This is a genomic window from Streptomyces sp. NPDC037100 (assembly GCF_055606225.1).
Genome location: NZ_JBVJSX010000007.1, coordinates 276,805 through 299,658, shown reverse-complemented (window position 1 = coordinate 299,658; position 22,854 = coordinate 276,805). Strand labels below are relative to the sequence as shown.

The following is a 22,854-nucleotide window of genomic DNA, read 5'->3' as shown; positions in this document are numbered from 1 at the left end:
TCAGGACTCCTGGGTGAGGGAGACGAGCACGTCGTCCCCTTCGATCTTTACGGGGTATACGGGGACGGGGCGCGTCGCCGGAAGGGCGTCGGGCTTGCCGGAACGGAGGTCGAAGCGCGAGCCGTGCAGCCAGCACTCGATGTGGCAGTCGTCGACCTCGCCCTCCGACAGGGAGACGTTCGCGTGCGAGCAGATGTCGTGGATCGCGAACACCTCGCCCTCGGTCTGCACGATGGACAGGGGCGTGCCGTCGAGCTCCACCCGTTTCGGGGTGTCCTCCTCCAGCTCGCCCAGTCCACAGGCGCGTACGAAGGTCATGCGACCGCCGCCTCCAGCTCCTCCTCGATCTTGGCGATCAGGCGCTCCTCGATGTCGGGGAGGCCGATCTGCTGGACCAGCTCGGCGAAGAAGCCGCGGACCACGAGGCGCCGGGCCTCGTGCTCCGGGATGCCGCGGGCCATGAGGTAGAAGAGCTGCTCGTCGTCGAAGCGGCCGGTCGCCGAGGCGTGACCGGCGCCGACGATCTCGCCGGTCTCGATCTCGAGGTTCGGCACGGAGTCCACGCGGGCCCCGTCCGTGAGGACGAGGTTGCGGTTCATCTCGTACGTGTCGGTGCCCTCGGCCTTGGCCTCGATGAGCACGTCGCCGATCCACACCGCGTGCGCGTCCTCGCCCTGGAGCGCGCCCTTGTAGACGACGTTGGACTTGCAGTGCGGGACGTTGTGGTCGACCAGGAGGCGGTGCTCCTGGTGCTGGCCCTGGTCGGTGAAGTACAGGCCGAACAGTTCGGCCTCGCCGCCGGGGCCGACGTACTGCACGCGCGGGTGCAGCCGGACGACGTCGCCGCCGAAGGTGACGACGACCGACTTGAAGGAGGCGTCGCGGCCGACGAGCGCGTTGTGCTGGGCGACGTGGACGGCCTTGTCGTCCCAGTCCTGGACGGAGACGACGGTGAGCTTGGCGCCGTCGCCCAGGAGGTAGTCGACGTTGGCTGCGAGGACCGCGTCACCGGTGTGGTCGATGACCACGACGGCCTCGGCGAAGGCGCCCAGCTCGATCACCTGGTGGCCGAAGGCGGTGCCGCCCTCGCCGTGCACCGTGATGCGGATGGGCTCGGTGAGGACGGTCTCCTTGGGGACGGTCACGACCCCGGCCTTCTCGAACGCCGAGTAGGCCTGGGCGGCGACGCGGTCCACGGGGGTGCCGGCCTTGCCGAGCCGCGCGTCGTCGCGGCCGACGGCCTCGACGGTGACGCCCTCGGGAGCCTGGACGTCGACCTTCACGCCGTTGCCGGTGGTGACGGCGGTGCCGTCGTGCAGGCCGCGCAGGCGCTCCAGCGGGGTGAACCGCCATTCCTCCTCCCGGCCGTGCGGGACGGGGAAGTCCGCCACGTCGAAGGAGGGGGGCGCGCTCATGCGGGTGGCGACGGTCGACTCCGCGGCGACCGCGATCGAGCCCGCGGTCGTCGAACCCACGGGGATGTTCTGGGCCTCAGCCATGGCTGTCGTAGTGCTCGCTTTCCGTTACGTAAGGGCTTGATGGACCGCGGTGGGATTAACCGACCGCACCTTCCATCTGCAGCTCGATCAGCCGGTTGAGCTCCAGCGCGTACTCCATGGGGAGCTCCTTGGCGATGGGCTCGACGAAGCCGCGCACGATCATCGCCATGGCCTCGTCCTCGCTCAGGCCGCGGCTCATCAGGTAGAAGAGCTGGTCCTCGGAGACCTTGGAGACGGTCGCCTCGTGGCCCATGGACACGTCGTCCTCGCGGACGTCCACGTAGGGGTAGGTGTCCGAGCGGGAGATGGTGTCGACGAGCAGCGCGTCGCAGAGCACGTTCGACTTGGAGCCCGGGGCGCCCTCGCCGATCTCGATCAGACCGCGGTAGGAGGTGCGGCCACCGCCGCGCGCGACGGACTTCGAGACGATGTTGGACGACGTGTTCGGCGCCATGTGGACCATCTTGGCGCCCGCGTCCTGGTGCTGGCCCTCGCCGGCGAAGGCGATGGACAGGGTCTCGCCCTTGGCGTGCTCGCCCATCAGGTAGACGGCCGGGTACTTCATCGTCACCTTGGAGCCGATGTTGCCGTCGACCCACTCCATGGTCGCGCCCTCGTAGGCCACGGCGCGCTTGGTGACCAGGTTGTAGACGTTGTTCGACCAGTTCTGGATGGTCGTGTAGCGGCAGCGGGCGTTCTTCTTGACGATGATCTCGACGACCGCGGAGTGCAGCGAGTCCGACTTGTAGATCGGGGCGGTGCAGCCCTCGACGTAGTGCACGTAGGCACCCTCGTCGACGATGATCAGGGTCCGCTCGAACTGGCCCATGTTCTCCGTGTTGATACGGAAGTAGGCCTGGAGCGGGATCTCCACGTGGACGCCCGGCGGCACGTAGATGAAGGAGCCGCCCGACCACACGGCGGAGTTCAGCGACGCGAACTTGTTGTCACCGACGGGGATGACGGTCCCGAAGTACTCCTTGAAGAGCTCCGGGTGCTCCTTCAGCGCGGTGTCGGTGTCGAGGAAGATGACGCCCTGCTCCTCCAGGTCCTCGCGGATCTGGTGGTAGACGACCTCGGACTCGTACTGGGCTGCGACACCGGCGACGAGGCGCTGCTTCTCCGCCTCGGGGATGCCGAGCTTGTCGTACGTGGCCTTGATGTCCTCGGGCAGGTCCTCCCAGGACTCCGCCTGCTTCTCCGTGGAGCGCACGAAGTACTTGATGTTGTCGAAGTCGATGCCCGACAGGTCCGAGCCCCAGTTCGGCATGGGCTTCTTCTCGAACAGGCGCAGGCCCTTGAGACGGAGCTTGGTCATCCACTCCGGCTCGCTCTTCTTGTCCGAGATGTCCCGGACGACGTCCTCGTTGATGCCGCGCTTGGCGGAGGCGCCGGCCGTGTCGGAGTCGGCCCAGCCGTACTCGTACTTGCCCAGGCCCTCGAGCTCGGGGTGGGCAGTCTCCGTGGGGAGAGTCATGCGGGGTTCCTCCCGGCCGTGCTTGCAGATGCGTTGTGGGAAATCTTGGGGATGAACGTCGTGCAGACGCCGTCGCCGTGCGCGATGGTGGCGAGCCGCTGTACGTGCGTACCGAGCAGCTCGGCGAAAAATTCCGTCTCCGCCTCGCACAGTTGCGGAAACTGCTCGGCGACGTGCGCGACCGGGCAGTGGTGCTGGCAGAGCTGCTCACCCTGCTGCGGGTGGGGCGCCTTGCGCGCCGTGGCAGCGTACCCGTCGACGCTCAGGGCTTTGGCCAGCGCTTCGGCCCGCTTCTCGGGCGGCACGCCCTCGACCGCGCGGCGGTAGGCGCCCGCCTGCGCGGCGATCCTGGCGCGGGCGAAGGCGGCGATCGCCTCGTTGCCGCCCTCGCGGTCGGCGATCCAGCGCAGGGCGTCCGCGGCGAGCGTGTCGTACGACTGGTCGAAGGCATCCCGGCCGCAGTCCGTCAGGGCGAACACCTTGGCCGGCCGGCCGCGGGTCCGCGCGCCGTACACCCGCTGCTCACGCGCTTCCACGACACCGTCACCCGTGAGGGCGTCGAGGTGCCGGCGCACGGCCGCCTGGGTGAGGCCCAGCCGCTCGGCGAGCTCGGCGACGGTCGAGGGGCCGTGGTCCAGGATGGACCGCGCGACGCGGTTGCGGGTGGACCGCTCCCCGGTCGCCAGCTCCTCGTGGGGTGCCTCGCCGACGTTTTTCACAACGCCATTGTTGCGTAATTCTTCCGGACCGGGCAAGCCGTGCATGCGGCACCCGACGGTGCCCTGCGTCACTTAGGTAAACCTAATCCGACCTGCGGAAACGATCTCTGATCGATCAAAGCGGTGGCATGCGCAAGCCGTATCGGGGACACTCCACAACCATGTCCACACCCCCTCCGACCGGCCCTCTTGTCACCCGCGAGACGCTTCGGACCCAGCTCGGCGAGCTCGGCGTGCGGCCCGGCGAGACCCTCCTCGCGCACTCCTCCCTCAGCGCCCTCGGCTGGGTCAACGGCGGCGCCGTCGCGGTGGTGGAAGGACTGCTCGACGCGCTCGGCCCGGAGGGCACGCTCGTGGTGCCCACCCAGACCGGCGACCTGTCCGACCCGGCCCTGTGGAGCAACCCGCCCGTTCCCCCGCAATGGTGGGCGGCCATCCGTGCCACCATGCCCGCCTACGACCCGCGGATCACACCCTGCCGCGGGGTCGGCGTCGTTCCGGAGACGGTGCGCACCTGGCCCGGCGCACTGCGCAGCGCGCATCCGCAGACCTCGTTCGCGGCGCTCGGCCCCCGCGCGGCGGAGGTGCTCGACGGACACGCGCCCGACTGCCGGCTCGGTGAGCGCAGCCCGCTGGCGAAGCTGGAGGCGATGGGCGCCCGGGTGCTGCTGCTCGGCGCCGGCTACGCCTCCTGCACGAGCTTCCACCTCGCCGAGTACCGGATACCGTCCCCGCGCGTCGCCGTGGGCCGGCCGGGGTCCAAGGGCTGGGAGACGGTCACCGAGGTGTCGATCAGCTCGGACCGTTTCGACGAGCTGGGCTACGACTTCGAACGGGACCGTCCCGTCGTGCGCGGAAAGGTCGGCGCGGCCGAGGCGCGGCTGTTCCCGGTGGCGGACGCGGTGGCCTACGCCGAACGGTGGCTGGCGGTCCACCGGCCCCGGGACGAGGAATTCCTCCACCCGCCGGGCTGAGCTCCGGCGCGCCTCCCTAGACTCTGGAACCATGCGAAGTGAGCCCGTGATCCAGGTCCAGGCCCTGGTGAAGCGGTACGGCACGAAGACCGCGGTGGACGGGCTCGACCTGGTGGCCCGGACGGGCGTGACCGCCGTGCTCGGTCCCAACGGAGCGGGCAAGACGACCACGGTCGAGACCTGCGAGGGGTACCGGAAGCCGGATTCCGGCACGGTGCGCGTCCTGGGCCTCGACCCGGTGAGACAGTCCGGGGACCTGCGGCCCCGCATCGGCGTGATGCTCCAGTCCGGCGGCGTCTACTCGGGCTCCCGGGCCGACGAGATGCTCCGCCACGTCGCCAGGCTGCACGCGCACCCGCTGGACGTGGACGCGTTGATCGAGCGCCTCGGCCTCGGCTCCTGCGGCCGTACGACGTACCGCCGGCTGTCCGGCGGGCAGCAGCAGCGGCTCGCGCTGGCCATGGCCGTGGTCGGGCGGCCGGAACTGGTCTTCCTCGACGAGCCGACCGCCGGACTCGACCCGCAGGCCCGCCGCGCCACCTGGGACCTCGTGCGGGACCTGCGCGCGGACGGCGTGTCGGTGGTCCTCACCACCCACCACATGGACGAGGCCGAGCAGCTCGCGGACGACGTGGCGATCATCGACTCCGGCCGGGTCATCGCCCAGGGCTCCCCCGAGGAGCTGTGCCGGGGCGGCGCCGAGAACACGCTCCGCTTCACGGGCCGGCCGGGCCTCGACGTCGGCTCGCTGCTGAAGGCCCTGCCCGCCGACTGCTCGGCCGCCGAGCTGACACCGGGCTCCTACCGGGTCGTCGGCAAGGTCGACCCCCAGCTGCTCGCGACGGTCACCTCCTGGTGCGCCCAGCACGGCGTGATGCCGGAGAAGATCTCCGTCGAGCGGCACACCCTGGAGGACGTGTTCTTGGAGATGACCGGCAAGGAGTTGCGCTCATGATTCCGGCTCGCACCGAGGTCGGCCGGGGGTCCGGGGGCCGCCCCCCGGGACAGCACAGCCTGGAGCCCACCGGCAAGGAGCTGCGCTCGTGACCGCCACCGGAACGTACACGCCGAAGCCCGGCGCGGCGCCCCTGCCCCGCATGATCGCGGCCCAGGCCGCCCTCGAGACGAAGATGCTGCTGCGCAACGGCGAGCAGCTGCTGCTGACCGTCGTCATCCCGACCCTGCTCCTGGTGCTCTTCAGCACCGTGGACATCGTCGACACCGGCGCCGGAGAGGCGGTCGACTTCCTCGCGCCCGGCATCCTCGCCCTCGCGGTGATGTCGACCGCGTTCACCGGCCAGGCCATCGCCACCGGCTTCGAGCGCCGCTACGGCGTGCTGAAGCGGCTCGCCGCCTCGCCCCTGCCCCGCTGGGGCCTGATGACGGCGAAGACGCTGTCCGTCCTGGTCACCGAGGTGCTCCAGGTGATCCTGCTGACGGTGATCGCCTTCGCCCTCGGCTGGTCGCCGCAGGGCAACCCCCTCGCCGTCCTGCTGCTCCTGGTCCTCGGCACGGCGGCCTTCTCGGGCCTGGGCCTGCTGATGGCCGGAACGCTGAAGGCCGAGGCGACGCTGGCCGCGGCCAACCTGGTGTTCCTGCTGCTGCTCGTGGGCGGCGGGATCGTCGTACCGCTCGACAAGTTCCCCCCCGGCGCGCAGGACGTCCTCGGTCTGCTGCCCGTCGCGGCGCTGTCCGACGGGCTGCGGGACGTGCTCCAGCACGGCGCCGGGATGCCCTGGGGCGACCTCGGGATCCTGGCCGTGTGGGCGGTCGTGGGCCTGGCTGCGGCCGGGAAGTTCTTCCGCTGGGAGTAGGGACGGTGTCCCGTGACGGACCCTCGTGAACGTATGCACAAGCGGCGGCCTACGATGGTTCGCGTGCCACACGTGACCCGCGCCGACGCCCAGGCCGCCCTGCGCAACCCGCTCGCCTTCATCGCCGAGCGCTGGACCCCGGAACCCCGGACGGTCCGGCGCGCGGCGCTCTCCGCGCTGTTGATGTCGGTGATCATCGTCGTCACCGGCGGCGCCGTACGCCTGACCGGCTCGGGCCTGGGCTGCCCGACCTGGCCCAAGTGCACCGACGACTCGCTCACCGCCACCAGCGCGATGGGCTTCCACGGCGCCATCGAGTTCGGCAACCGCATGCTGACCTACGTGCTGTGCGCGGCCGTCGGCTGGGCGATCGTCGCCGCGCGCTCGCAGAAGCCGTACCGGCGGGGCCTCGTGCGGCTGGGCTGGGCGCAGTTCTGGATCGTGATGAGCAACGCGGTACTCGGCGGCATCGTGGTGCTGGTCGGTCTCAACCCGTACACGGTCGCGGCCCACTTCGTGGCGACGTCCGCGCTCATCGCGGTCGCCACGGTGATGTGGCAGCGCACCCGTGAGGGCGACGCGGCGCCGCGCCCGCTGGTCGGCCAGGCCGTGCGGCAGCTGGTGTGGTTCCTGGTCGCGGCGGCCGTCCTGCTCATCCTGGTCGGCACGGTCGTCACCGGCGCGGGCCCGCACGCGGGCGACTCCAGCGAGGTCGAGCGGATGCCGGTCGACTGGGAGACCGTGAGCAAGCTGCACGCCGTGCTGGCGTGGATCGTGGTGACGCTGACGTTCGCCCTGTGGTTCGTCCTCAAGGCGGTCGACGCGCCGAGGAACCCGCTGAACCGCACCCGCGAGCTGTTCCTGATCCTGCTCGCGCAGGGCGTCATCGGCTACGTCCAGTACTTCACCGACCTGCCCGAGGTCCTGGTCGGCCTGCACATGCTGGGCTCGGCCGTGATGTGGATCTGGGTGCTGCGGGTGGTGCTGTCGCTGCGGGAACGGCCTCAGGCCGTGACCGACCTGCCCGGCCCCGCCGCCGAAGCGACCCTGACCAAGGCCTAGTCCAGCCCGTACACCCTGCAGGCGTTCCCCGACGCCAGCATCCCGGCGACCCGCTGCGCGTCGGCCAGTGACCAGGCGCCCTCGGCGACCCAGGTGCCGAGCACCCGCCCGAGGGCCTCACGGAACAGACGGGCCCCCACCACGTGCAGTTCGGGCAGGCCCTGCGCGCCGGTGGAGAAGAGGATCTTGCCGAAGGGGGCCAGCTCCAGGATCTCCGCGAGGACGGTCGCGGCCCGGGCGCCCGTGCGGACCAGGGCGGCGCCGCAGTCGACGTGGACGTGCGGGAAGACACCGGCGAGATGGGCGGCCTGCCGGTGGTACGGGTAGCCGTGGAGCAGGACCAGGTCCGTGCCGAGACCGGCGGTGGCCCGTACGAAGTCCGTCAGCAGCACCGGATCCGTACGGTCGTTCCGCAGCCCCGGTGCGCCCAGCCCGGCGTGCAGCTGGAGCGGCAGCCCCGAGGCGACCGCGCTCCACAGCAGATGCCGTAGCAGCACCGGGTCGCTCAGCTCCCCGCCGACGCCTCGCCCGGCGAGCCAGCGGCCCGCCGCGCCGCGCACTTCCCCCGGCCCGGGCGGCTCCGGCGCGAGCGCGAGGCCGTGCCGTACGCCGGCGACCGAGGTGAAGGCCACGGCGTTGGCTGCGGCCGTGTGCACCGACTCGGCGAGGTTGGCGAGGAAGGACTCGACGGTTCCGGAGGTGTCGGCGACCTGCTCGGCGAGGAGTTCCAGGCGCACGATCTCGCGGGCCTGGGCGGCTCCCGCGCCGGCCAGCTCGCCGGGTTCGGTCAGATCGCCGGGGAGCCCGGTGTCGACCAGGTACGTCGTGATGCCGCTGCCGCGCAGGAGACGGCGGCCGGACTCGAGGACGCCCAGTTCCCGGCGGCGGGCCAGGTAGCGGGCGGGTGCGCAGTGGGGTTCGAGGCCGAGCAGGGGCGGGCACCAGCGCCGCACGGCGAAGCCGGTCTGGGTGTCGAAGAGGGTGGTGCCGGGCGCGGGTGGGCCCTCGGTGCGGCTGAGGTGGGCCTCGAAGGTGCCGAGGCCCAGCTCCGTGCGCAGCACTCCGTGGCAGTACTGGTCCACTAAGGACGGCGTTTCGATCATCCGGGCTCCCCGGTGTGGACCCTGTTGTTCTCAAGGGTCCTAACGGGTGAACCGGGTGTGAGGTCGCGGGGCCGTGGTGGGAGCACCGGTGACTTTGGCGGGTGCGGGACGGTTGTGGCTGGTCGCGCGGTTCCCCCGCGCCCCCAAGAGGGTCAGTCGTTCTTGGGGCCGCCCACCTGGATGCCCGCCATGCGCGACCACTCGTAGCGGCCGGTCTTGACCTTCGCGGCGAATTCGCCGTCGAAGGACTCGTGGCGGGTGATGCCCGACTTCTCCACGGCCTTCTCGGCGATCTCGTAGGAGGGGGCGACCAGGTCGCCCCAGTTGCCGTCCTCGCCGACCAGGACGATGCGGGCGCCGCGCTCGCCGAGGTAGGCGACCTGGCCCTCGGCGCCGCCGTGGGCCTGGGAGAAGGAGGAGATCTGCTTGGCCAGCCGGGCCACCTTGCGCTCGGCCTTCGGGTCAACCTGCTGCGTGTCTGCCATGGCCAGGATGCTACTCACCGGTAGATCGACTGGCGAGGGCAGGGGCCTGTGACCTACGTCAGGGCGTCAGCGCAGGAAGGGGTCGACCGCGACCGCCACGAAGAGCAGCGACACGTAGGTGATCGACCAGTGGAACAGGCGCATCTCCTTCAGTTTCGCGCCCGTCACCTCGGCCTTCGCGCGGTTCTGCAGGCCGTGTGCCTCCCAGAGCCAGAAGCCGCCCGCCAGCAGGGCCACCGAGGTGTAGAACCAGCCGGTGTAGCCGAGGGGGGTGAGGAGGAGCGAGACGGCGACCATGACCCAGCTGTAGATCACGATCTGCTTGGCGACGACCTTGTTGGAGGCGACCACCGGCAGCATGGGCACGCCCACGCGCGCGTAGTCCTCCTTGACCTTCATGGACAGCGGCCAGTAGTGCGGCGGCGTCCAGAAGAACATGACCATGAAGAGGATGACCGGCGCCCACGACATCGAGTTCGTGACCGAGGACCAGCCGATCAGCACCGGCAGGCAGCCGGCGATGCCGCCCCACACGATGTTCTGCGAGGTACGGCGCTTGAGGATCATCGTGTAGACGACGACGTAGAAGAGGAGCGCGCCGAGCGCGAGCCAGGCGCTCAGCCAGTTCACGGTGAGGCCGAACAGCAGCGTCGAGGCGACGGCCAGCGTGATGCCGAAGGCCAGGCACTCGCGCGGGCTGACCATGCCGGTGACCAGCGGGCGCTGCGAGGTGCGGTCCATGAGCGCGTCGATGTCGCGGTCGATGTACATGTTGAGCGCGTTGGCGCCGCCCGCGGACATGTAGCCGCCGAGGCACGTCAGCAGCACCAGCGTCAGGTCGGGCACGCCCTGCTGCGCCAGGAACATCACCGGCACCGTCGTGATCAGCAGCAGCTCGATGATCCGCGGCTTGGTGAGAGCCACGAATGCCATGACACGGGCCCCGAGCGGCCGGTGGGCCGGGCTCTGGTCCGCCCCGATCATCCCCGCTGGACGGGATTCAACGGCCGTCACGCACACCCCTACAGAGACATCCCAGCAAGCCTCACCGCAGTGAAGTCCCGGTAAAGGCTCGCGCGTACCACGCCACTTTAGACGTTGCCCAGACTCGGACATTCGCGGGGGTCGGGTCGTGTTGGCGGGCACCTTCCGAAGGGCGCGCCGAAGCTCGATTGAGCACCCGGATGAGCGGCTCCGTATTCACCTGTCGAATGCGGTACGGCCCAGTCAGGAAGCGGATCGGGATCCGTCCCGGCACTCTGGACCGACTCGAAAAAACGCACGTCCCACGGGGGTAGGCTCGACTGCGGCCGGTGGGCGCCCCGATACACCGGCATCCGACATGTGGAGAGGAGCCCTGACCCAGGGTGAGCACCAAGCCGACCACCACAGACCTCGAGTGGACCGAGTTGGACCAGCGGTCCGTCGACACCGCGCGTGTCCTGGCCGCCGATGCCGTACAGAAGGTCGGTAACGGCCATCCGGGTACGGCGATGAGCCTGGCGCCTGCCGCCTACACCCTCTTCCAGAAGGTGATGCGGCACGACCCGGCGGACGCCGACTGGGTCGGACGGGACCGCTTCGTGCTGTCCGCCGGCCACTCGTCCCTGACCCTCTACACCCAGCTGTACCTGGCCGGTTTCGGCTTGGAGCTGGACGATCTGAAGTCCTTCCGCACGTGGGGTTCGAAGACCCCCGGCCACCCGGAGTACGGGCACACGACCGGTGTGGAGACGACCACGGGCCCGCTCGGGCAGGGTGTCGCGAACGCGGTGGGCATGGCGATGGCCGCCCGCTACGAGCGCGGTCTGTTCGATCCGGAGGCCGCCGAGGGCGAGTCGCCGTTCGACCACTTCGTCTACTGCATCGCCGGTGACGGCTGTCTGCAGGAGGGCATCTCCGCCGAGGCCTCGTCGATGGCGGGTCACCAGAAGCTCGGCAACCTGATCCTGCTGTGGGACGACAACCACATCTCGATCGAGGGTGACACCGAGACGGCCGTGTCCGAGGACACCGCTCTGCGGTACGAGGCCTACGGCTGGCACGTGCAGCGCGTGGAGCCGCAGGAGAACGGCGACCTGGACCCGGCCGCGATCTACGAGGCGATCCAGAAGGCCAAGGCGGTCACCGACCGGCCGTCGTTCATCGCGATGCGCTCGATCATCGCCTGGCCGGCCCCGAACGCGCAGAACACCGAGGCCGCGCACGGCTCGGCGCTGGGCGAGGACGAGGTCGCGGCGACCAAGCGGGTGCTGGGCTTCGACCCGGAGCAGACCTTCGAGGTCTCCGACGAGGTCATCTCGCACACGCGCAAGGCGCTGGAGCGGGGCCAGGCGGCCCGCGCGGTGTGGGAGAAGGCCTACCAGCAGTGGCGGGACAACAACCCCGAGCGTGCCGCGGAGTACGACCGCGTCGCCAAGGGTGAGCTGCCCACCGGCTGGGAGGAGAAGATCCCGGTCTTCGAGGTCGGCAAGGGCGTCGCGACGCGTGCCGCCTCCGGCAAGGTGCTGCAGGCCCTCGGCGGGGTCATCCCCGAGCTGTGGGGCGGCTCGGCCGACCTGGCCGGCTCCAACAACACCACCATCGACAAGACCAGCTCCTTCCTCCCGGCGGGCAACCCGCTGCCGGAGGCGGACCCGTACGGGCGCACGATCCACTTCGGGATCCGCGAGCACGCGATGGCCGCCGAGATGAACGGCATCGCGCTGCACGGCAACACCCGCATCTACGGCGGCACGTTCCTGGTCTTCTCCGACTACATGCGCAACGCGGTGCGGCTGTCGGCGCTGATGCACCTGCCGGTGACGTACGTGTGGACGCACGACTCCATCGGCCTCGGTGAGGACGGCCCGACCCACCAGCCGGTCGAGCACCTCGCCGCGCTGCGCGCGATCCCGGGCCTGAACGTCGTGCGCCCCGCCGACGCCAACGAGACCGCGATCGCCTGGCGCGAGATCCTCAACCGCTGGACGAAGGAGTTCGGCAAGGGCCAGCCGCACGGTCTGGCGCTGACCCGTCAGGGCGTGCCGACCTACGAGCCCAACGACGACGCGGCCAAGGGCGGCTACGTGCTGTTCGAGGCCGAAGGGCCCGAAGGGCAGAGCGCAGCGCCCGAGGTGATCCTCATCGCGACCGGCTCGGAGGTGCACGTCGCCGTCGAGGCGCGCGAGCAGCTCCAGGGCGCCGGCGTGCCCACACGTGTGGTGTCCATGCCGTCCGTGGAGTGGTTCGAGCAGCAGGACCAGGGGTACCGGGACAGCGTCCTGCCGCCGTCCGTCCGGGCCCGTGTCGCGGTGGAGGCCGGGATCGGCCTCACCTGGCACAAGTACGTGGGGGACGCCGGCCGCATCGTTTCCCTGGAACACTTCGGTGCTTCGGCCGACGGCAAGGTGCTCTTCCGCGAGTTCGGCTTCACCGCCGAGAACGTGGCCGCCGCCGCGCGGGAATCGATCGCCGCAGCTCAGCGCTGACGCTCATATACGACACGTAGGAGATGGAATTTCCATGACAGACGCACTCAAGCGCCTCTCCGAGGAAGGCGTGGCGATCTGGCTGGACGACCTGTCGCGCAAGCGGATCACGTCCGGCAACCTCGCCGAGCTGATCGACCAGCAGCACGTCGTGGGCGTCACCACCAACCCGTCGATCTTCCAGAAGGCGATCTCGCAGGGCGACGGCTACGACACGCAGCTGACCGACCTCGCCGCCCGCAAGGTCACCGTCGAAGAGGCCATCCGCATGATCACGACGGCGGACGTCCGTGACGCCGCCGACATCCTGCGCCCGGTCTTCGACGCCACCGGTGGCCAGGACGGCCGGGTCTCGATCGAGGTCGACCCGCGTCTGGCGCACAACACACGGGCGACGGTCGCCGAGGCCAAGCAGCTCGCCTGGCTGGTGGACCGGCCCAACACGCTCATCAAGATCCCGGCGACCGAGGCGGGCATCCCGGCCATCGCCGAGACCATCGGCCTGGGCATCAGCGTCAACGTCACGCTGATCTTCTCGCTGGAGCGCTACCGCCTGGTCATGGACGCGTTCCTGGAGGGCCTGGAGAAGGCCAAGGAGCGCGGCCTGGACCTGTCGCAGATCCACTCCGTGGCGTCGTTCTTCGTGTCCCGCGTGGACACCGAGATCGACAAGCGGCTCGACGCGCTGGGCACCGACGAGGCCAAGGCCGCGCGCGGCAAGGCCGGCGTCGCCAACGCCCGGCTGGCCTACCAGGCGTACGAGGAGGTCTTCTCCTCGGACCGCTGGAGCGCCCTGGAGAAGGCGGGCGCCAACAAGCAGCGTCCGCTGTGGGCGTCCACCGGCGTGAAGGACAAGGCCTACAAGCCGACCCTCTACGTCGACGAACTGGTCGCGCCGAACACGGTGAACACCATGCCGGAGGCGACCCTGTTCGCCACGGAGGAGCAGGGCGAGATCCGCGGCAACACCATCGCCGGCACCTACGAGCAGGCCCGCGCCGACCTCGACGCGGTCGAGAAGCTCGGGATCAAGTACGACGACGTGGTCCGGCTGCTGGAGGAAGAGGGCGTCGAGAAGTTCGAGGCGTCCTGGACCGACCTGCTGAAGTCGACCGAGGCCGAGCTTCAGCGCCTCGCCCCCTCGGAGGGCTGAACAGGTGTCGAGCAGCAACCCGCTGCGTGACCCGGCGGACCGACGGCTCCCGCGTATCGCGGGGCCGTCGGGCCTGGTCATCTTCGGCGTCACGGGCGACCTGTCCCGCAAGAAGCTCATGCCCGCCGTGTACGACCTCGCCAACCGGGGTCTGCTGCCGCCGGGCTTCTCACTGGTGGGCTTCGCCCGCCGCGAGTGGGCGCACGAGGACTTCGCGCAGGAGGTCCACGACGCGGTCAAGGAGCACGCCCGCACGCCCTTCCGCGAGGAGGTCTGGCAGCAGCTCATCCAGGGCATGCGCTTCGTGCAGGGCACCTTCGACGACGACGACGCGTTCGAGCGGCTGCGCTCCACGATCGACGAGCTGGACAAGGCACAGGGCACCGGCGGCAACTTCGCCTTCTACCTGTCGGTTCCGCCGTCGGCCTTCCCCGTGGTCATCCAGCAGCTGAAGAAGCACCAGCTGGCCGACCAGACGGGCGGGTCCTGGCGGCGCGCGGTCATCGAGAAGCCGTTCGGCCACAACCTGGAGTCGGCCGAGGAGCTCAACAAGGTCGTCCACGAGGTCTTCGCCCCGGACCAGGTCTTCCGCATCGACCACTACCTGGGCAAGGAGACCGTCCAGAACATCCTGGCGCTGCGCTTCGCCAACACGATGTTCGAGCCGATCTGGAACCGGTCCTTCGTGGACCACGTGCAGATCACCATGGCCGAGGACATCGGCATCGGCGGACGTGCCGGGTACTACGACGGCATCGGCGCCGCCCGTGACGTCATCCAGAACCACCTGCTCCAGCTGATGGCCCTGACGGCCATGGAGGAGCCGGCCTCCTTCGACGCGGACGCGCTGGCCGCCGAGAAGACCAAGGTCCTCGGCGCCGTGAAGCTGCCGAAGGACATGGGCCGCGACACCGTGCGCGCCCAGTACGGGGCCGGCTGGCAGGGCGGCGCGAAGGTGATCGGCTATCTCGACGAGGACGGCATCAACGCCTCGTCGAAGACCGACACGTACGCCGCGATCAAGCTGGAGATCGACAACCGCCGCTGGGCGGGCGTCCCCTTCTACCTGCGCACCGGCAAGCGGCTGGGCCGCCGGGTGACGGAGATCGCCGTCGTCTTCCAGCGGGCCCCGCACTCCCCCTTCGACTCCACGGCCACCGAGGAGCTCGGCTCCAACGCGATCGTCATCCGCGTCCAGCCGGACGAGGGCGTGACGGTCCGCTTCGGCTCGAAGGTGCCGGGCACGTCGATGGAGATCCGTGACGTGTCGATGGACTTCGCCTACGGCGAGTCCTTCACGGAGTCCAGCCCGGAGGCGTACGAGCGTCTCATCCTGGACGTTCTGCTCGGTGACTCGAACCTCTTCCCGCGCACCGAGGAGGTCGAGCTGTCCTGGAAGATCCTCGACCCGATCGAGGAGTACTGGGACAAGAACGGCAAGCCCGCCCAGTACCAGGCCGGTACCTGGGGGCCCGTCGAGGCGGACGAAATGCTCGAGCGAGACGGACGGAGCTGGCGCCGGCCATGAAGACAGACCTCACGGACACCACGGCCAGCAAGGTCAACAAGGCCCTGGTGCAGGGCCGCCGAGCGATCGGCACCCCGGCGGTCGGCATGGTGCTCACGCTGGTCATCGTGACGGACGAGGAGAACGCCTACGACGCGCTGAAGGCCGCGAGCGACGCCGCGCACGAGCATCCCTCGCGCACGCTCGTCGTCATCAAGCGCGTCTCCCGCTCGCCCCGCGACCGCACGCAGTCCCGCCTGGACGCGGAGGTCCGGGTCGGCGCGGACGCGGGCACCGGCGAGACGGTCGTGCTCCGGCTGTACGGCGAGGTCGCGGACCACGCCCAGTCGGTGGTGCTGCCGCTGCTGCTGCCGGACGCCCCGGTGGTGGTGTGGTGGCCGGTGAACGCGCCGCTCGACCCGGCGAAGGACCCCCTGGGTGCCCTCGCCCAGCGCCGCGTCACCGACACGTACGCCTCCGAGCAGCCGGTACGGGACCTGGCGACCCGGTCGGGGACCTACACCCCCGGCGACACGGACCTGTCCTGGACCCGCATCACGCCCTGGCGTTCCATGCTGGCGGCGGCCCTCGACCAGGTCACCTGCGAGGTCCGGGGCGTCGAGGTGGAGGGCGAGGAGTTCAACCCGAGCTGCGAGCTGCTGGCGATGTGGCTCGCGGACCGGCTGGACGTCCCCGTGAAGCGCTCGCTGTCCAGCGGCCCCGGTCTGACGGCCGTCCGGATGGACACCAACTGCGGCCCGATCAAGCTGGACCGTGCCGACGGCTCGCTGGCGACGCTCTCCATCGAGGGCCAGCCGGACCGGGCCGTCGCGCTCAAGCGCAGGGAGACCGCCGAGCTGATGGCGGAGGAGCTGCGGCGGCTGGACCCGGACGACACGTACGCGTCGGCGCTGCGGTACGGGGTGGACCGGCTGAAGTCGCCCTGGTCGGGCCCGGCGCCGCGGGTGCCCGGGGACTCGGTCGCCAAAGGAGAGCGCGGAGAGCCCAAAAGTGACGGGCGAGCACGACTCGCCCTCCCCGCTCCCGTCGAAGCTGCCGCGAAAGCACCCGCTTCGGAAGCGACGGCGGAGGAACCGGTGAGGCAGGAACCGCCCGCGCTGGAACCGGTACGGAAGGCGACGACGAAGTGAGTACGGCACCGCAGCTGGTCGTCCACCGCGACAAGGAGCTGATGGCGCAGGCCGCGGCGGCCCGGCTGATCACCAGGATCGTGGACGCGCAGGCCTCCCGGGGTTCGGCGTCCGTGGTCCTCACGGGGGGCCGCAACGGCAACGGGCTGCTGTCCGCGCTGGCTGCGGCGCCCGCCCGGGACGCGATCGACTGGAGCCGGCTCGACCTCTGGTGGGGCGACGAGCGGTTCCTGCCCGAGGGCGACCCCGAGCGCAACGTCACCCAGGCGAGGGAGGCTCTCCTCGACTCGGTGCCGCTCGATCCGAAGCGGGTGCACGCGATGCCCGCGTCGGACGGGCCGCACGGCACCGACGTGGACGCGGCGGCGGCCGCGTACGCGGAGGAGCTGGCAGCCGCGGCGAGCCCGGAGAACCACGGGCCCGTGCCCACGTTCGACGTGCTGATGCTGGGCGTCGGGCCGGACACGCATGTGGCGTCGCTGTTCCCGGAGTTGCCGGCGGTGCGTGAGACGGAGCGTACGGTCGTCGGCGTCCACGGCGCGCCGAAGCCGCCGCCGACGCGGGTGACGCTGACGCTGCCGGCGATCCGGGCGGCGCGGGAGGTATGGCTCCTGGCCGCGGGTGAGGACAAGGCCCAGGCGGCGGCGATCGCCCTGTCGGGAGCAGGAGAGATCCAGGCCCCCGCGGCGGGGGCGTACGGCAGGAGCCGGACACTGTGGCTCCTGGACGGGGCGGCGGCTTCGCAACTGCCGCGTTCCCTGTACCCGCCTGCGTCGGCCTGACCGGCACGAACGCCGATCGGCCCTGAACCGGAGCGGCCGGAACCCCTGAGCGCGGGGGTCCGGCCGCTCCGGTTTTCCCGAGCTCAGTCTCCGCCCAGCACCCGGGCGGTGAAGGCGGCCAGGTCGGCTCGCAGCCGCTCGCGCGTCATCTGCTGCCGGTCGGTCAGGTGGTCGACGAGGTCCGCACGGACCGCGGCCAGCAGCGCGTGGGCGGTGAAGCCCGCGTCGGTGAAGCCGGGGAGCTGCGCCAGGACGTCCCGGAGCGTCCCGTGCCACCAGTCGTAATGCGCGGCACCGTAGGGGCTGTCGCTGCCCGTGCCCTCCAGCGCCACGGACAGGTGCCGGTGGTCGAGCTTGAAGCAGAGCAGCGCGTCGAGCAGGGCCGGGACGCGTTCGGCTGGAGGTGTCGCGGGCCCGAGCGGGCGGGGACCCTCGGCGACCGCGCGCCGGATCGGCTCCAGCCGGGACTCGTGGAGCGCGCGGATCAGGCCCGTGCGGTCGCCGAATCCCCGGAAGAGAGTGCCCTTGCCGACGCCGGCCGCGGCGGCGATGTCGGCCATGGTGACGTCCTCGGGGCTCGCGCACGTGGCGAAGAGCCGGTCGGCCGCCGCCAGAACGGCCTCGCGGTTGCGCAGGGCGTCCGCGCGGGGCTTGCGGTCGGGCACGGGACTCCTCCGATTCCTCCGGCCAATTAAGCGGACCACGGGTCCGTATCTTGCGTAAGCGGACCGCCGGTCCGTATGGTTCATCTTGAAAGCGGACCATCGGTCCGCATCGTATCGGAGGGAAGACCATGTCCCCGTACACACCACCGGCCGACCTGTACCGCCACAGCCTGCGACTGCTGCTCGACAAGGACATCGCCGCCTGGGTCGCGCTCTGGGACGACGACGGCGTTCTCGAGTTCCCGTTCGCTCCCCCGGGGTGGCCGAGGCGGCTGGAGGGCAAGGCGGCCGTCCTCGACTACATGCGGGATTATCCCGACCACATCGACCTGCACGACTTTCCCGACCTGGCCATCCACCGGACCGACGACCCCGCGACCGTCGTGGTCGAGATGCGGGGAGTGGGGCGGTGGGTGAAGAGCGGAGATCCGTTCGACATGACGTACATCGCCGTGGTGACGGTCTCCGACGGCCGTTTCACGCACTACCGCGACTACTGGAACCCGCTCGCCCTCCCTCAGGACGGCACGGCCGAGTTCGCCGGGAGCAGCCGATGACTGCCGCCACCCTCGTCGTCGGCGCCACCGGCACGACCGGCGGACGCGTGGCCCGGTTGCTGACCGAGCGGGGGCGGATGGTGCGGGCGGCGAGCCGCCGCGCGGTGCCCGTCGCCGGTGCCGAAGCCGTCCGTTTCGACTGGTACGACCCGGGGACGTTCGAAGAGGCGCTGAGGGGCGTGGACCGGCTCTATCTGGTCCCGCCGGTCGGGGACCCCGACCCCGCCACCGTCATGCTGCCGTTCCTGGAACGGGCCCGCACCGTCGGGGTGGACCGGGCCGTGCTGCTCGGTTCCTCGGCGATACCCTCCGGCGGCCCGGCCGTCGGACAGGTGCAGCAGGCCCTGCCCCGGCTGTTCGAGACGTGGGCGGCCCTGCGCCCGTCGTGGTTCATGCAGAACTTCACCGGCGACCACGAGCACGCCAGGAGCATCCGGGAAGAGGGCACCGTCCGGACCGCGACGGGCGACGGGCGGGTGGCCTTCGTGGACGCCGACGACATCGCCGCCGTCGCCGCGCACGCGCTGACCACCGACGGGCGGGTGGCGGGAGACCTGGTCATCACCGGTCCCGAGGCTTTGAGTTATGCCGATGCGACCGCCGTCCTCAGCGAGGTCACGGGCCGCCCGGTGACCCACCAGCGGCTCACCTGTGAGCAACTGCGCGACCGGCTGGCGCAGGATCTCCCCCCGGAGTTCGCCGCTGTGCTCGCGGCCCTCGACGGCGCCATCGCCCAAGGAGCCGAGGACCGGGTCACCGACACGGTCGAACGCCTCACCGGCCGCCCGCCGCGCAGTCTGCGTGCTCACGTGGAACGCGCGTGGACATCGGCGGTGGACGGCCGGTGAAGCCCCCGGGGGGCGGTTACTTGACCGAACCGGCCATCACGCCCTGCACGAAGTGCCTCTGGAACGCGAAGAACACGACGACCGGGACGACCAGGGACACGAACGCCCCGGGGGCCAGGACGTCGATGTTGCTGCCGAACTGACGTATCTGCGACTGGAGTTCCACGGTCAATGGCTGTGACGTGCTGTCCGCGAACAGCAGTGCCACCAGCATGTCGTTCCAGACCCACAGGAACTGGAAGATGGCCAGGGAGGCGATCGCGGGCCGCCCCACGGGCAGCACCAGCCGCGTGAAGATGCGCCATTCGCTGCCCCCGTCCATCCGGGCCGCTTCCAGCATCTCCTTCGGCATCTCGGCGAAGTAGTTCCGGAGCAGGAACACCGCGAACGGCAGGCCGTAGGCCACGTGGAAGAGGACGACACCGGGGATCGTGCCGAACAGGCCCAGCTGGCCGAAGAGTTTGGCGACCGGCAGCAGCCCGATCTGCACGGGCACCACCAGCAGCGCGACCACGACCAGGAAGATCGTCTCCCGCCCGGGGAAGTCCAGCCACGCGAAGGCGTACCCGGCGAGTGCCGCGATCACCACGACCAGCACCGTCGTGGGCACCGATATCAGCACCGTGTTCCAGAACGCCTGCGTGATCCCGGCGTTGCCCAGCAGCTCCGAGTAGTTGTCGAAGGACAGCTGCCCGGGGCTGGAGAACACCGTCCACCAGCCGCCCTTGGCCGTGTCCTCGGCGGACCGCAGCGAGGACAGGAACAGCCCGGCCAGGGGCGTCATCCACACCAGGCCCACCAGTACGAGGAAGGCCTGGACGACTCCGTTGCCCAGTCCGCGCCGCACCGCGTTCATCGCTGACTCCTTCGGAAACGGCGGACGTTGAACACCATGGCCGGGACGACCAGCAGCAGGAGCAGCACGCCGAGCGCACTGCCGAGCCCCTGGTTGTTGCCGCCGCCGAACGACACCAGCCACATCTGTGTCGCGAGCACGGTCGCGTCCTCCTGTACGGGCCCGGGCGCGATGATGTAGACGAGGTCGAAGACCTTCATCACGTTGATGACGAGGGTGATGAAGACGACCGACAGGACGGGTGCCAGCAGTGGCACCGTGATCCGGCGGAAGATCTGCCATTCGTTCGCGCCGTCCATCCGCGCCGCCTCCAGGGCGTCCCGCGGCAGTGTCGACAGGCCCGCGCCGATCAGCACCATGGCGAAGCCGGTCCAGATCCACAGGTAGGCGCCGATGATCGCCGGGGTGACCAGCGCCGGACCGAGCCAGGAGACACCCTCGTAGGGTGGGGCGAAGTTGGACGACGGCAGTCTCACCTCGTAGGAGCCCGATGCGAGGCCCTCGAAGCGGAAGGAACCGTCGGCGGCCGTGGTGGTCGTGGCGATCGACTCGCCGTCGCGGACCGCCTCGACCTTCATCTCGGGCAGCCCGCTCTCCCGCCGGTCGACCTTGCCCTGCTCCCCTCCCCCACCGGGCGTGAAGTCCAGGTAGACGACACCGCGCAGTTCGTCGGGGCCGGCCTTCCGCCCCGCCGCCGCGTACGCCGGCTCGGCCCCGCCCGGCAGGTCGCCGGGCTGTACGCCGACCAGGCCCAGCGCCACCGCGTCCCCGGGCGCCACGCTCGTACTCGTGCGGTACGAGCCGTCCTTGTCCTTCGTCAGGCCCTGGGCGTCACGCGCCCGGGCCGTCGGGTAGGAGGACTCCCCCTTGAAGGCGTCGTGGACGGAGACGACCGCGGCGTTGAGCACGCCCTTGTCGGGGTCCTCGTCGTAGGCGAGGCGGAAGATGATGCCGGCGGCGAGGAAGGAGACCGCCATCGGCATGAAGAGGAGCAGCTTGAAGGCCGTCGCCCAGCGGACCTTCTCCACCAGCACGGCGAGGATCAGTCCGAGGCCGGTGAGCAGGGCGGGGGCGATGACGACCCAGATGGCCGTGTTGCGGACGGCCTTGAGGGTCGCCGGGTCACGGAACATCTCGGCGTAGTTGTCGCCACCGACGAAGCTCGTCCCCGGGGCGTCGAAGAAGCTGCGGCCGATGCTGAACAGCACGGGGTAGACGACGAGCGCGCCGAGCAGCAGCAGCGCGGGCAGCACGAACAGCAGGGCGATGATCTTCCCGCGCCGCCGCAGCCGCCGGGTCCGGTCGGCGACCGGGCCGGGCGGTGGGGAGCTCGTCTCTTTCACTAGGGTCGCTGTCATGGCGTATCAGTCCTGGTACGCCTTGGCCGCCGCGGCCTCCAGCTTCGCCGCGGTGCCCTTCGGGTCCGACGGGTCGCGCAGGAAGTCCTGGAGCAGCTTCCACTCGCCGGCGCCCTTCGTGCCGCCGAACGCGGCCGGGGCCTGGTCGGACATGTCGAAGCGGACCGAATCGCCCGCCTCGACCAGGGACTTGGCGGTGGCGCGGGTGACGTCGTCGCTGTAGGAGGCGAGGTCGAGCTTCTTGTTCGGGGAGAGGAAGCCGCCGGCCTCGGCCCACACCGCGGAGGCCTCGGGGGTCGACAGGTACTCCAAGAGGGCCTGGGCGGCCTTCTGGTTCTTGCCGTCCTTGAGGACGACGGCGGCGTCGCCGCCGCTGACGACCGGTGCCTCGCCGCCGCCGACGGCCGGGAACGGGAAGAAGTCGGCGTCCTCGCCGACCTTCTTGCCGAACTGGTCCTTGGCCACACCGGCGACGAAGTCACCCTCGTAGACCATGCCGGCCTCGGGCTCGGGGCCGAAGACCTTCTCCACCGAGCCGGGGAAGTCGGTGTTCAGGGCGCCCTTCTGGCCGCCGGCGATGAGCTGCTTGTCCTTGAAGAGCTTGCCGAGGGTGGTGAGGGCGTCGACGACGGACGCGTCGGTCCACTTCAGCTTGTGGGCGGCGAGGGCGTCGTACTTCTCGGGTCCGGCCTGGGAGAGGTAGACGTTCTCGAACCAGTCGGTGAGGGTCCAGCCGTCCTGCCCGGCGACGGAGAACGCGGCCAGGCCGGAGTCGGAGACGGTCTGCCCGGCCTTGAGCATGTCGTCGTAGCTCTTCGGCGGCTTCACGCCGGCCTGTTCGAGGGCGTCGGGGCTGTACCAGACGGTCGACTTGTGGGCGGCCTTGAAGTAGAGGCCGTACAGGGTGCCGTCGACGCTGCCGTACTTCTTCCACACGGGGGCGTATCCCGCGTCGACGGCCTGCTCGGTCTTCTTCGACAGCGGCTTGAGCCAGCCCTTCTGCGCGAACTGCTTGAGCACGCCGACCTGCGGAACCATCACGACGTCGGGGGCGTTGCCGCCCTCGATCTTGCTGCCGACGACGGTGGAGACGTTGTCGCCGGTGGACACGAACTGCGTCTTGGCGCCGGTCTTCTCGGTGAAGGCGTCCAGCACCTTCTGGAAGTTCTTCTGCTCGGTGCCGGACCACACGCCGGCGACGGTGATCGACTGGCCGCTGAGGGCCTTGTCACCGCCGCCGGCGGAGACGGGTCCGCCGCCGCAGGCGGTCGCGCCGAGCGCGAGGACGAGAGCGGTGCAGCCGGTGAGCAGGGTGGTACGTCGTCGCATCATCGTTGATGTCCCTTCGGAGGGTTCGCTTGCGGGGAGTTCGCT

22 protein-coding genes are annotated in these 22,854 nt (G+C 70.4%); 11 read left to right on the top strand and 11 right to left on the bottom strand.

The genetic code is table 11. The features are described from left to right. From ACZ7EG_RS24380 to ACZ7EG_RS24365, 4 genes are read right to left on the bottom strand one after another with little or no spacing between them, the layout of a single operon-like run. On the bottom strand, positions 1–318 hold the full coding sequence (locus ACZ7EG_RS24380; RefSeq protein WP_086561395.1) for a non-heme iron oxygenase ferredoxin subunit: 318 nt from the start codon (positions 316–318) through the stop codon (positions 1–3). Beyond that, positions 315–1,499 carry a Fe-S cluster assembly protein SufD gene (gene sufD / locus ACZ7EG_RS24375; RefSeq protein ID WP_471082603.1) on the bottom strand — a complete coding sequence of 395 codons (1,185 nt, stop codon included), beginning with the start codon at positions 1,497–1,499 and terminating at the stop codon, positions 315–317. Before sufD ends, ACZ7EG_RS24380 begins: the two co-directional genes overlap by 4 nt. A 55-nt stretch (positions 1,500–1,554) precedes the next feature. Then, positions 1,555–2,976 carry a Fe-S cluster assembly protein SufB gene (sufB, locus tag ACZ7EG_RS24370; RefSeq protein ID WP_053670664.1) on the bottom strand — a complete coding sequence of 474 codons (1,422 nt, stop codon included), beginning with the start codon at positions 2,974–2,976 and terminating at the stop codon, positions 1,555–1,557. Continuing rightward, positions 2,973–3,695, bottom strand: coding sequence for a helix-turn-helix transcriptional regulator (locus ACZ7EG_RS24365; protein ID WP_471082600.1), 723 nt, complete (start codon positions 3,693–3,695; stop codon positions 2,973–2,975). The genes sufB and ACZ7EG_RS24365 overlap by 4 nt, the downstream gene beginning before the upstream one ends. 161 nt (positions 3,696–3,856) lie before the next feature. Between ACZ7EG_RS24365 and ACZ7EG_RS24360 the strand changes: the two genes are divergently transcribed. The 4 genes from ACZ7EG_RS24360 (at position 3,857) to ACZ7EG_RS24345 (ending at position 7,545) form a co-directional block, all read left to right on the top strand. Continuing rightward, positions 3,857–4,669, top strand: a complete 813-nt coding sequence (locus tag ACZ7EG_RS24360) for an AAC(3) family N-acetyltransferase (RefSeq protein WP_471082598.1) — start codon at positions 3,857–3,859, stop codon at positions 4,667–4,669. A 31-nt stretch (positions 4,670–4,700) separates the two neighbouring features. After that, a complete protein-coding gene (locus ACZ7EG_RS24355) occupies positions 4,701–5,624 on the top strand; it encodes an ABC transporter ATP-binding protein (RefSeq protein WP_471082595.1) in 924 nt (307 codons plus the stop codon). A gap of 142 nt (positions 5,625–5,766) precedes the next feature. Further along, the gene (locus ACZ7EG_RS24350) at positions 5,767–6,483 is read left to right on the top strand and encodes an ABC transporter permease (protein WP_471083046.1); all 717 of its coding nucleotides are present in this window, start codon (positions 5,767–5,769) and stop codon (positions 6,481–6,483) included. A 54-nt stretch (positions 6,484–6,537) separates the two neighbouring features. Next, positions 6,538–7,545 carry a COX15/CtaA family protein gene (locus ACZ7EG_RS24345; protein WP_471082592.1) on the top strand — a complete coding sequence of 336 codons (1,008 nt, stop codon included), beginning with the start codon at positions 6,538–6,540 and terminating at the stop codon, positions 7,543–7,545. Here the strand turns inward: ACZ7EG_RS24345 and ACZ7EG_RS24340 are convergent. From ACZ7EG_RS24340 to ACZ7EG_RS24330, 3 genes are all read right to left on the bottom strand, one after another. Beyond that, positions 7,542–8,648 (bottom strand): amidohydrolase family protein, encoded by a 1,107-nt coding sequence (locus ACZ7EG_RS24340; protein WP_471082589.1) that lies wholly within the window; start codon positions 8,646–8,648, stop codon positions 7,542–7,544. The two genes, ACZ7EG_RS24345 and ACZ7EG_RS24340, sit on opposite strands and share 4 nt — an antisense overlap. 152 nt (positions 8,649–8,800) lie before the next feature. Further along, on the bottom strand, positions 8,801–9,133 hold the full coding sequence (locus tag ACZ7EG_RS24335; RefSeq protein ID WP_391208436.1) for a hypothetical protein: 333 nt from the start codon (positions 9,131–9,133) through the stop codon (positions 8,801–8,803). Between the two features lie 66 nt (positions 9,134–9,199). Beyond that, positions 9,200–10,117 carry a heme o synthase gene (locus tag ACZ7EG_RS24330; protein WP_471082586.1) on the bottom strand — a complete coding sequence of 306 codons (918 nt, stop codon included), beginning with the start codon at positions 10,115–10,117 and terminating at the stop codon, positions 9,200–9,202. Positions 10,118–10,500: 383 nt separating this feature from the next. Between ACZ7EG_RS24330 and tkt the strand changes: the two genes are divergently transcribed. The 5 genes from tkt to pgl are packed head-to-tail and all read left to right on the top strand — an operon-like array spanning position 10,501 to position 17,196. Beyond that, positions 10,501–12,603 carry a transketolase gene (gene tkt, locus ACZ7EG_RS24325; protein WP_471082583.1) on the top strand — a complete coding sequence of 701 codons (2,103 nt, stop codon included), beginning with the start codon at positions 10,501–10,503 and terminating at the stop codon, positions 12,601–12,603. 34 nt (positions 12,604–12,637) lie between these two features. After that, positions 12,638–13,756: a transaldolase gene (gene tal / locus ACZ7EG_RS24320; protein WP_471082580.1), complete on the top strand. Its 1,119-nt coding sequence runs from the start codon at positions 12,638–12,640 to the stop codon at positions 13,754–13,756. 4 nt (positions 13,757–13,760) lie between these two features. Then, complete coding sequence (gene zwf, locus ACZ7EG_RS24315) at positions 13,761–15,284, top strand: glucose-6-phosphate dehydrogenase (protein ID WP_471082577.1); 1,524 nt, start codon at positions 13,761–13,763, stop codon at positions 15,282–15,284. Continuing rightward, entirely contained in the window at positions 15,281–16,414 is a 1,134-nt protein-coding gene (opcA, locus tag ACZ7EG_RS24310) for a glucose-6-phosphate dehydrogenase assembly protein OpcA (RefSeq protein WP_471082574.1), read from the top strand. Before zwf ends, opcA begins: the two co-directional genes overlap by 4 nt. Then, complete coding sequence (pgl, locus tag ACZ7EG_RS24305) at positions 16,411–17,196, top strand: 6-phosphogluconolactonase (protein WP_471082571.1); 786 nt, start codon at positions 16,411–16,413, stop codon at positions 17,194–17,196. Before opcA ends, pgl begins: the two co-directional genes overlap by 4 nt. A gap of 83 nt (positions 17,197–17,279) precedes the next feature. Here the strand turns inward: pgl and ACZ7EG_RS24300 are convergent, their stop codons facing one another. Further along, positions 17,280–17,861, bottom strand: a complete 582-nt coding sequence (locus ACZ7EG_RS24300; protein WP_471082568.1) for a TetR/AcrR family transcriptional regulator — start codon at positions 17,859–17,861, stop codon at positions 17,280–17,282. A 128-nt stretch (positions 17,862–17,989) separates the two neighbouring features. Between ACZ7EG_RS24300 and ACZ7EG_RS24295 the strand changes: the two genes are divergently transcribed. Continuing rightward, positions 17,990–18,418: a nuclear transport factor 2 family protein gene (locus ACZ7EG_RS24295; RefSeq protein WP_471082565.1), complete on the top strand. Its 429-nt coding sequence runs from the start codon at positions 17,990–17,992 to the stop codon at positions 18,416–18,418. Beyond that, on the top strand, positions 18,415–19,266 hold the full coding sequence (locus tag ACZ7EG_RS24290; RefSeq protein WP_471082562.1) for an NAD(P)H-binding protein: 852 nt from the start codon (positions 18,415–18,417) through the stop codon (positions 19,264–19,266). The genes ACZ7EG_RS24295 and ACZ7EG_RS24290 overlap by 4 nt, the downstream gene beginning before the upstream one ends. 16 nt (positions 19,267–19,282) lie before the next feature. On the opposite strand, the gene ACZ7EG_RS24285 is transcribed toward ACZ7EG_RS24290, so the two are convergent. The 3 genes from ACZ7EG_RS24285 to ACZ7EG_RS24275 are packed head-to-tail and all read right to left on the bottom strand — an operon-like array spanning position 19,283 to position 22,812. After that, positions 19,283–20,122, bottom strand: coding sequence for a carbohydrate ABC transporter permease (locus ACZ7EG_RS24285; RefSeq protein ID WP_471082558.1), 840 nt, complete (start codon positions 20,120–20,122; stop codon positions 19,283–19,285). Then, complete coding sequence (locus tag ACZ7EG_RS24280; RefSeq protein WP_471082555.1) at positions 20,119–21,480, bottom strand: ABC transporter permease; 1,362 nt, start codon at positions 21,478–21,480, stop codon at positions 20,119–20,121. Before ACZ7EG_RS24280 ends, ACZ7EG_RS24285 begins: the two co-directional genes overlap by 4 nt. Positions 21,481–21,486: 6 nt before the next feature. Beyond that, complete coding sequence (locus ACZ7EG_RS24275; protein WP_471082552.1) at positions 21,487–22,812, bottom strand: ABC transporter substrate-binding protein; 1,326 nt, start codon at positions 22,810–22,812, stop codon at positions 21,487–21,489. Positions 22,813–22,854 lie beyond the last annotated feature (42 nt).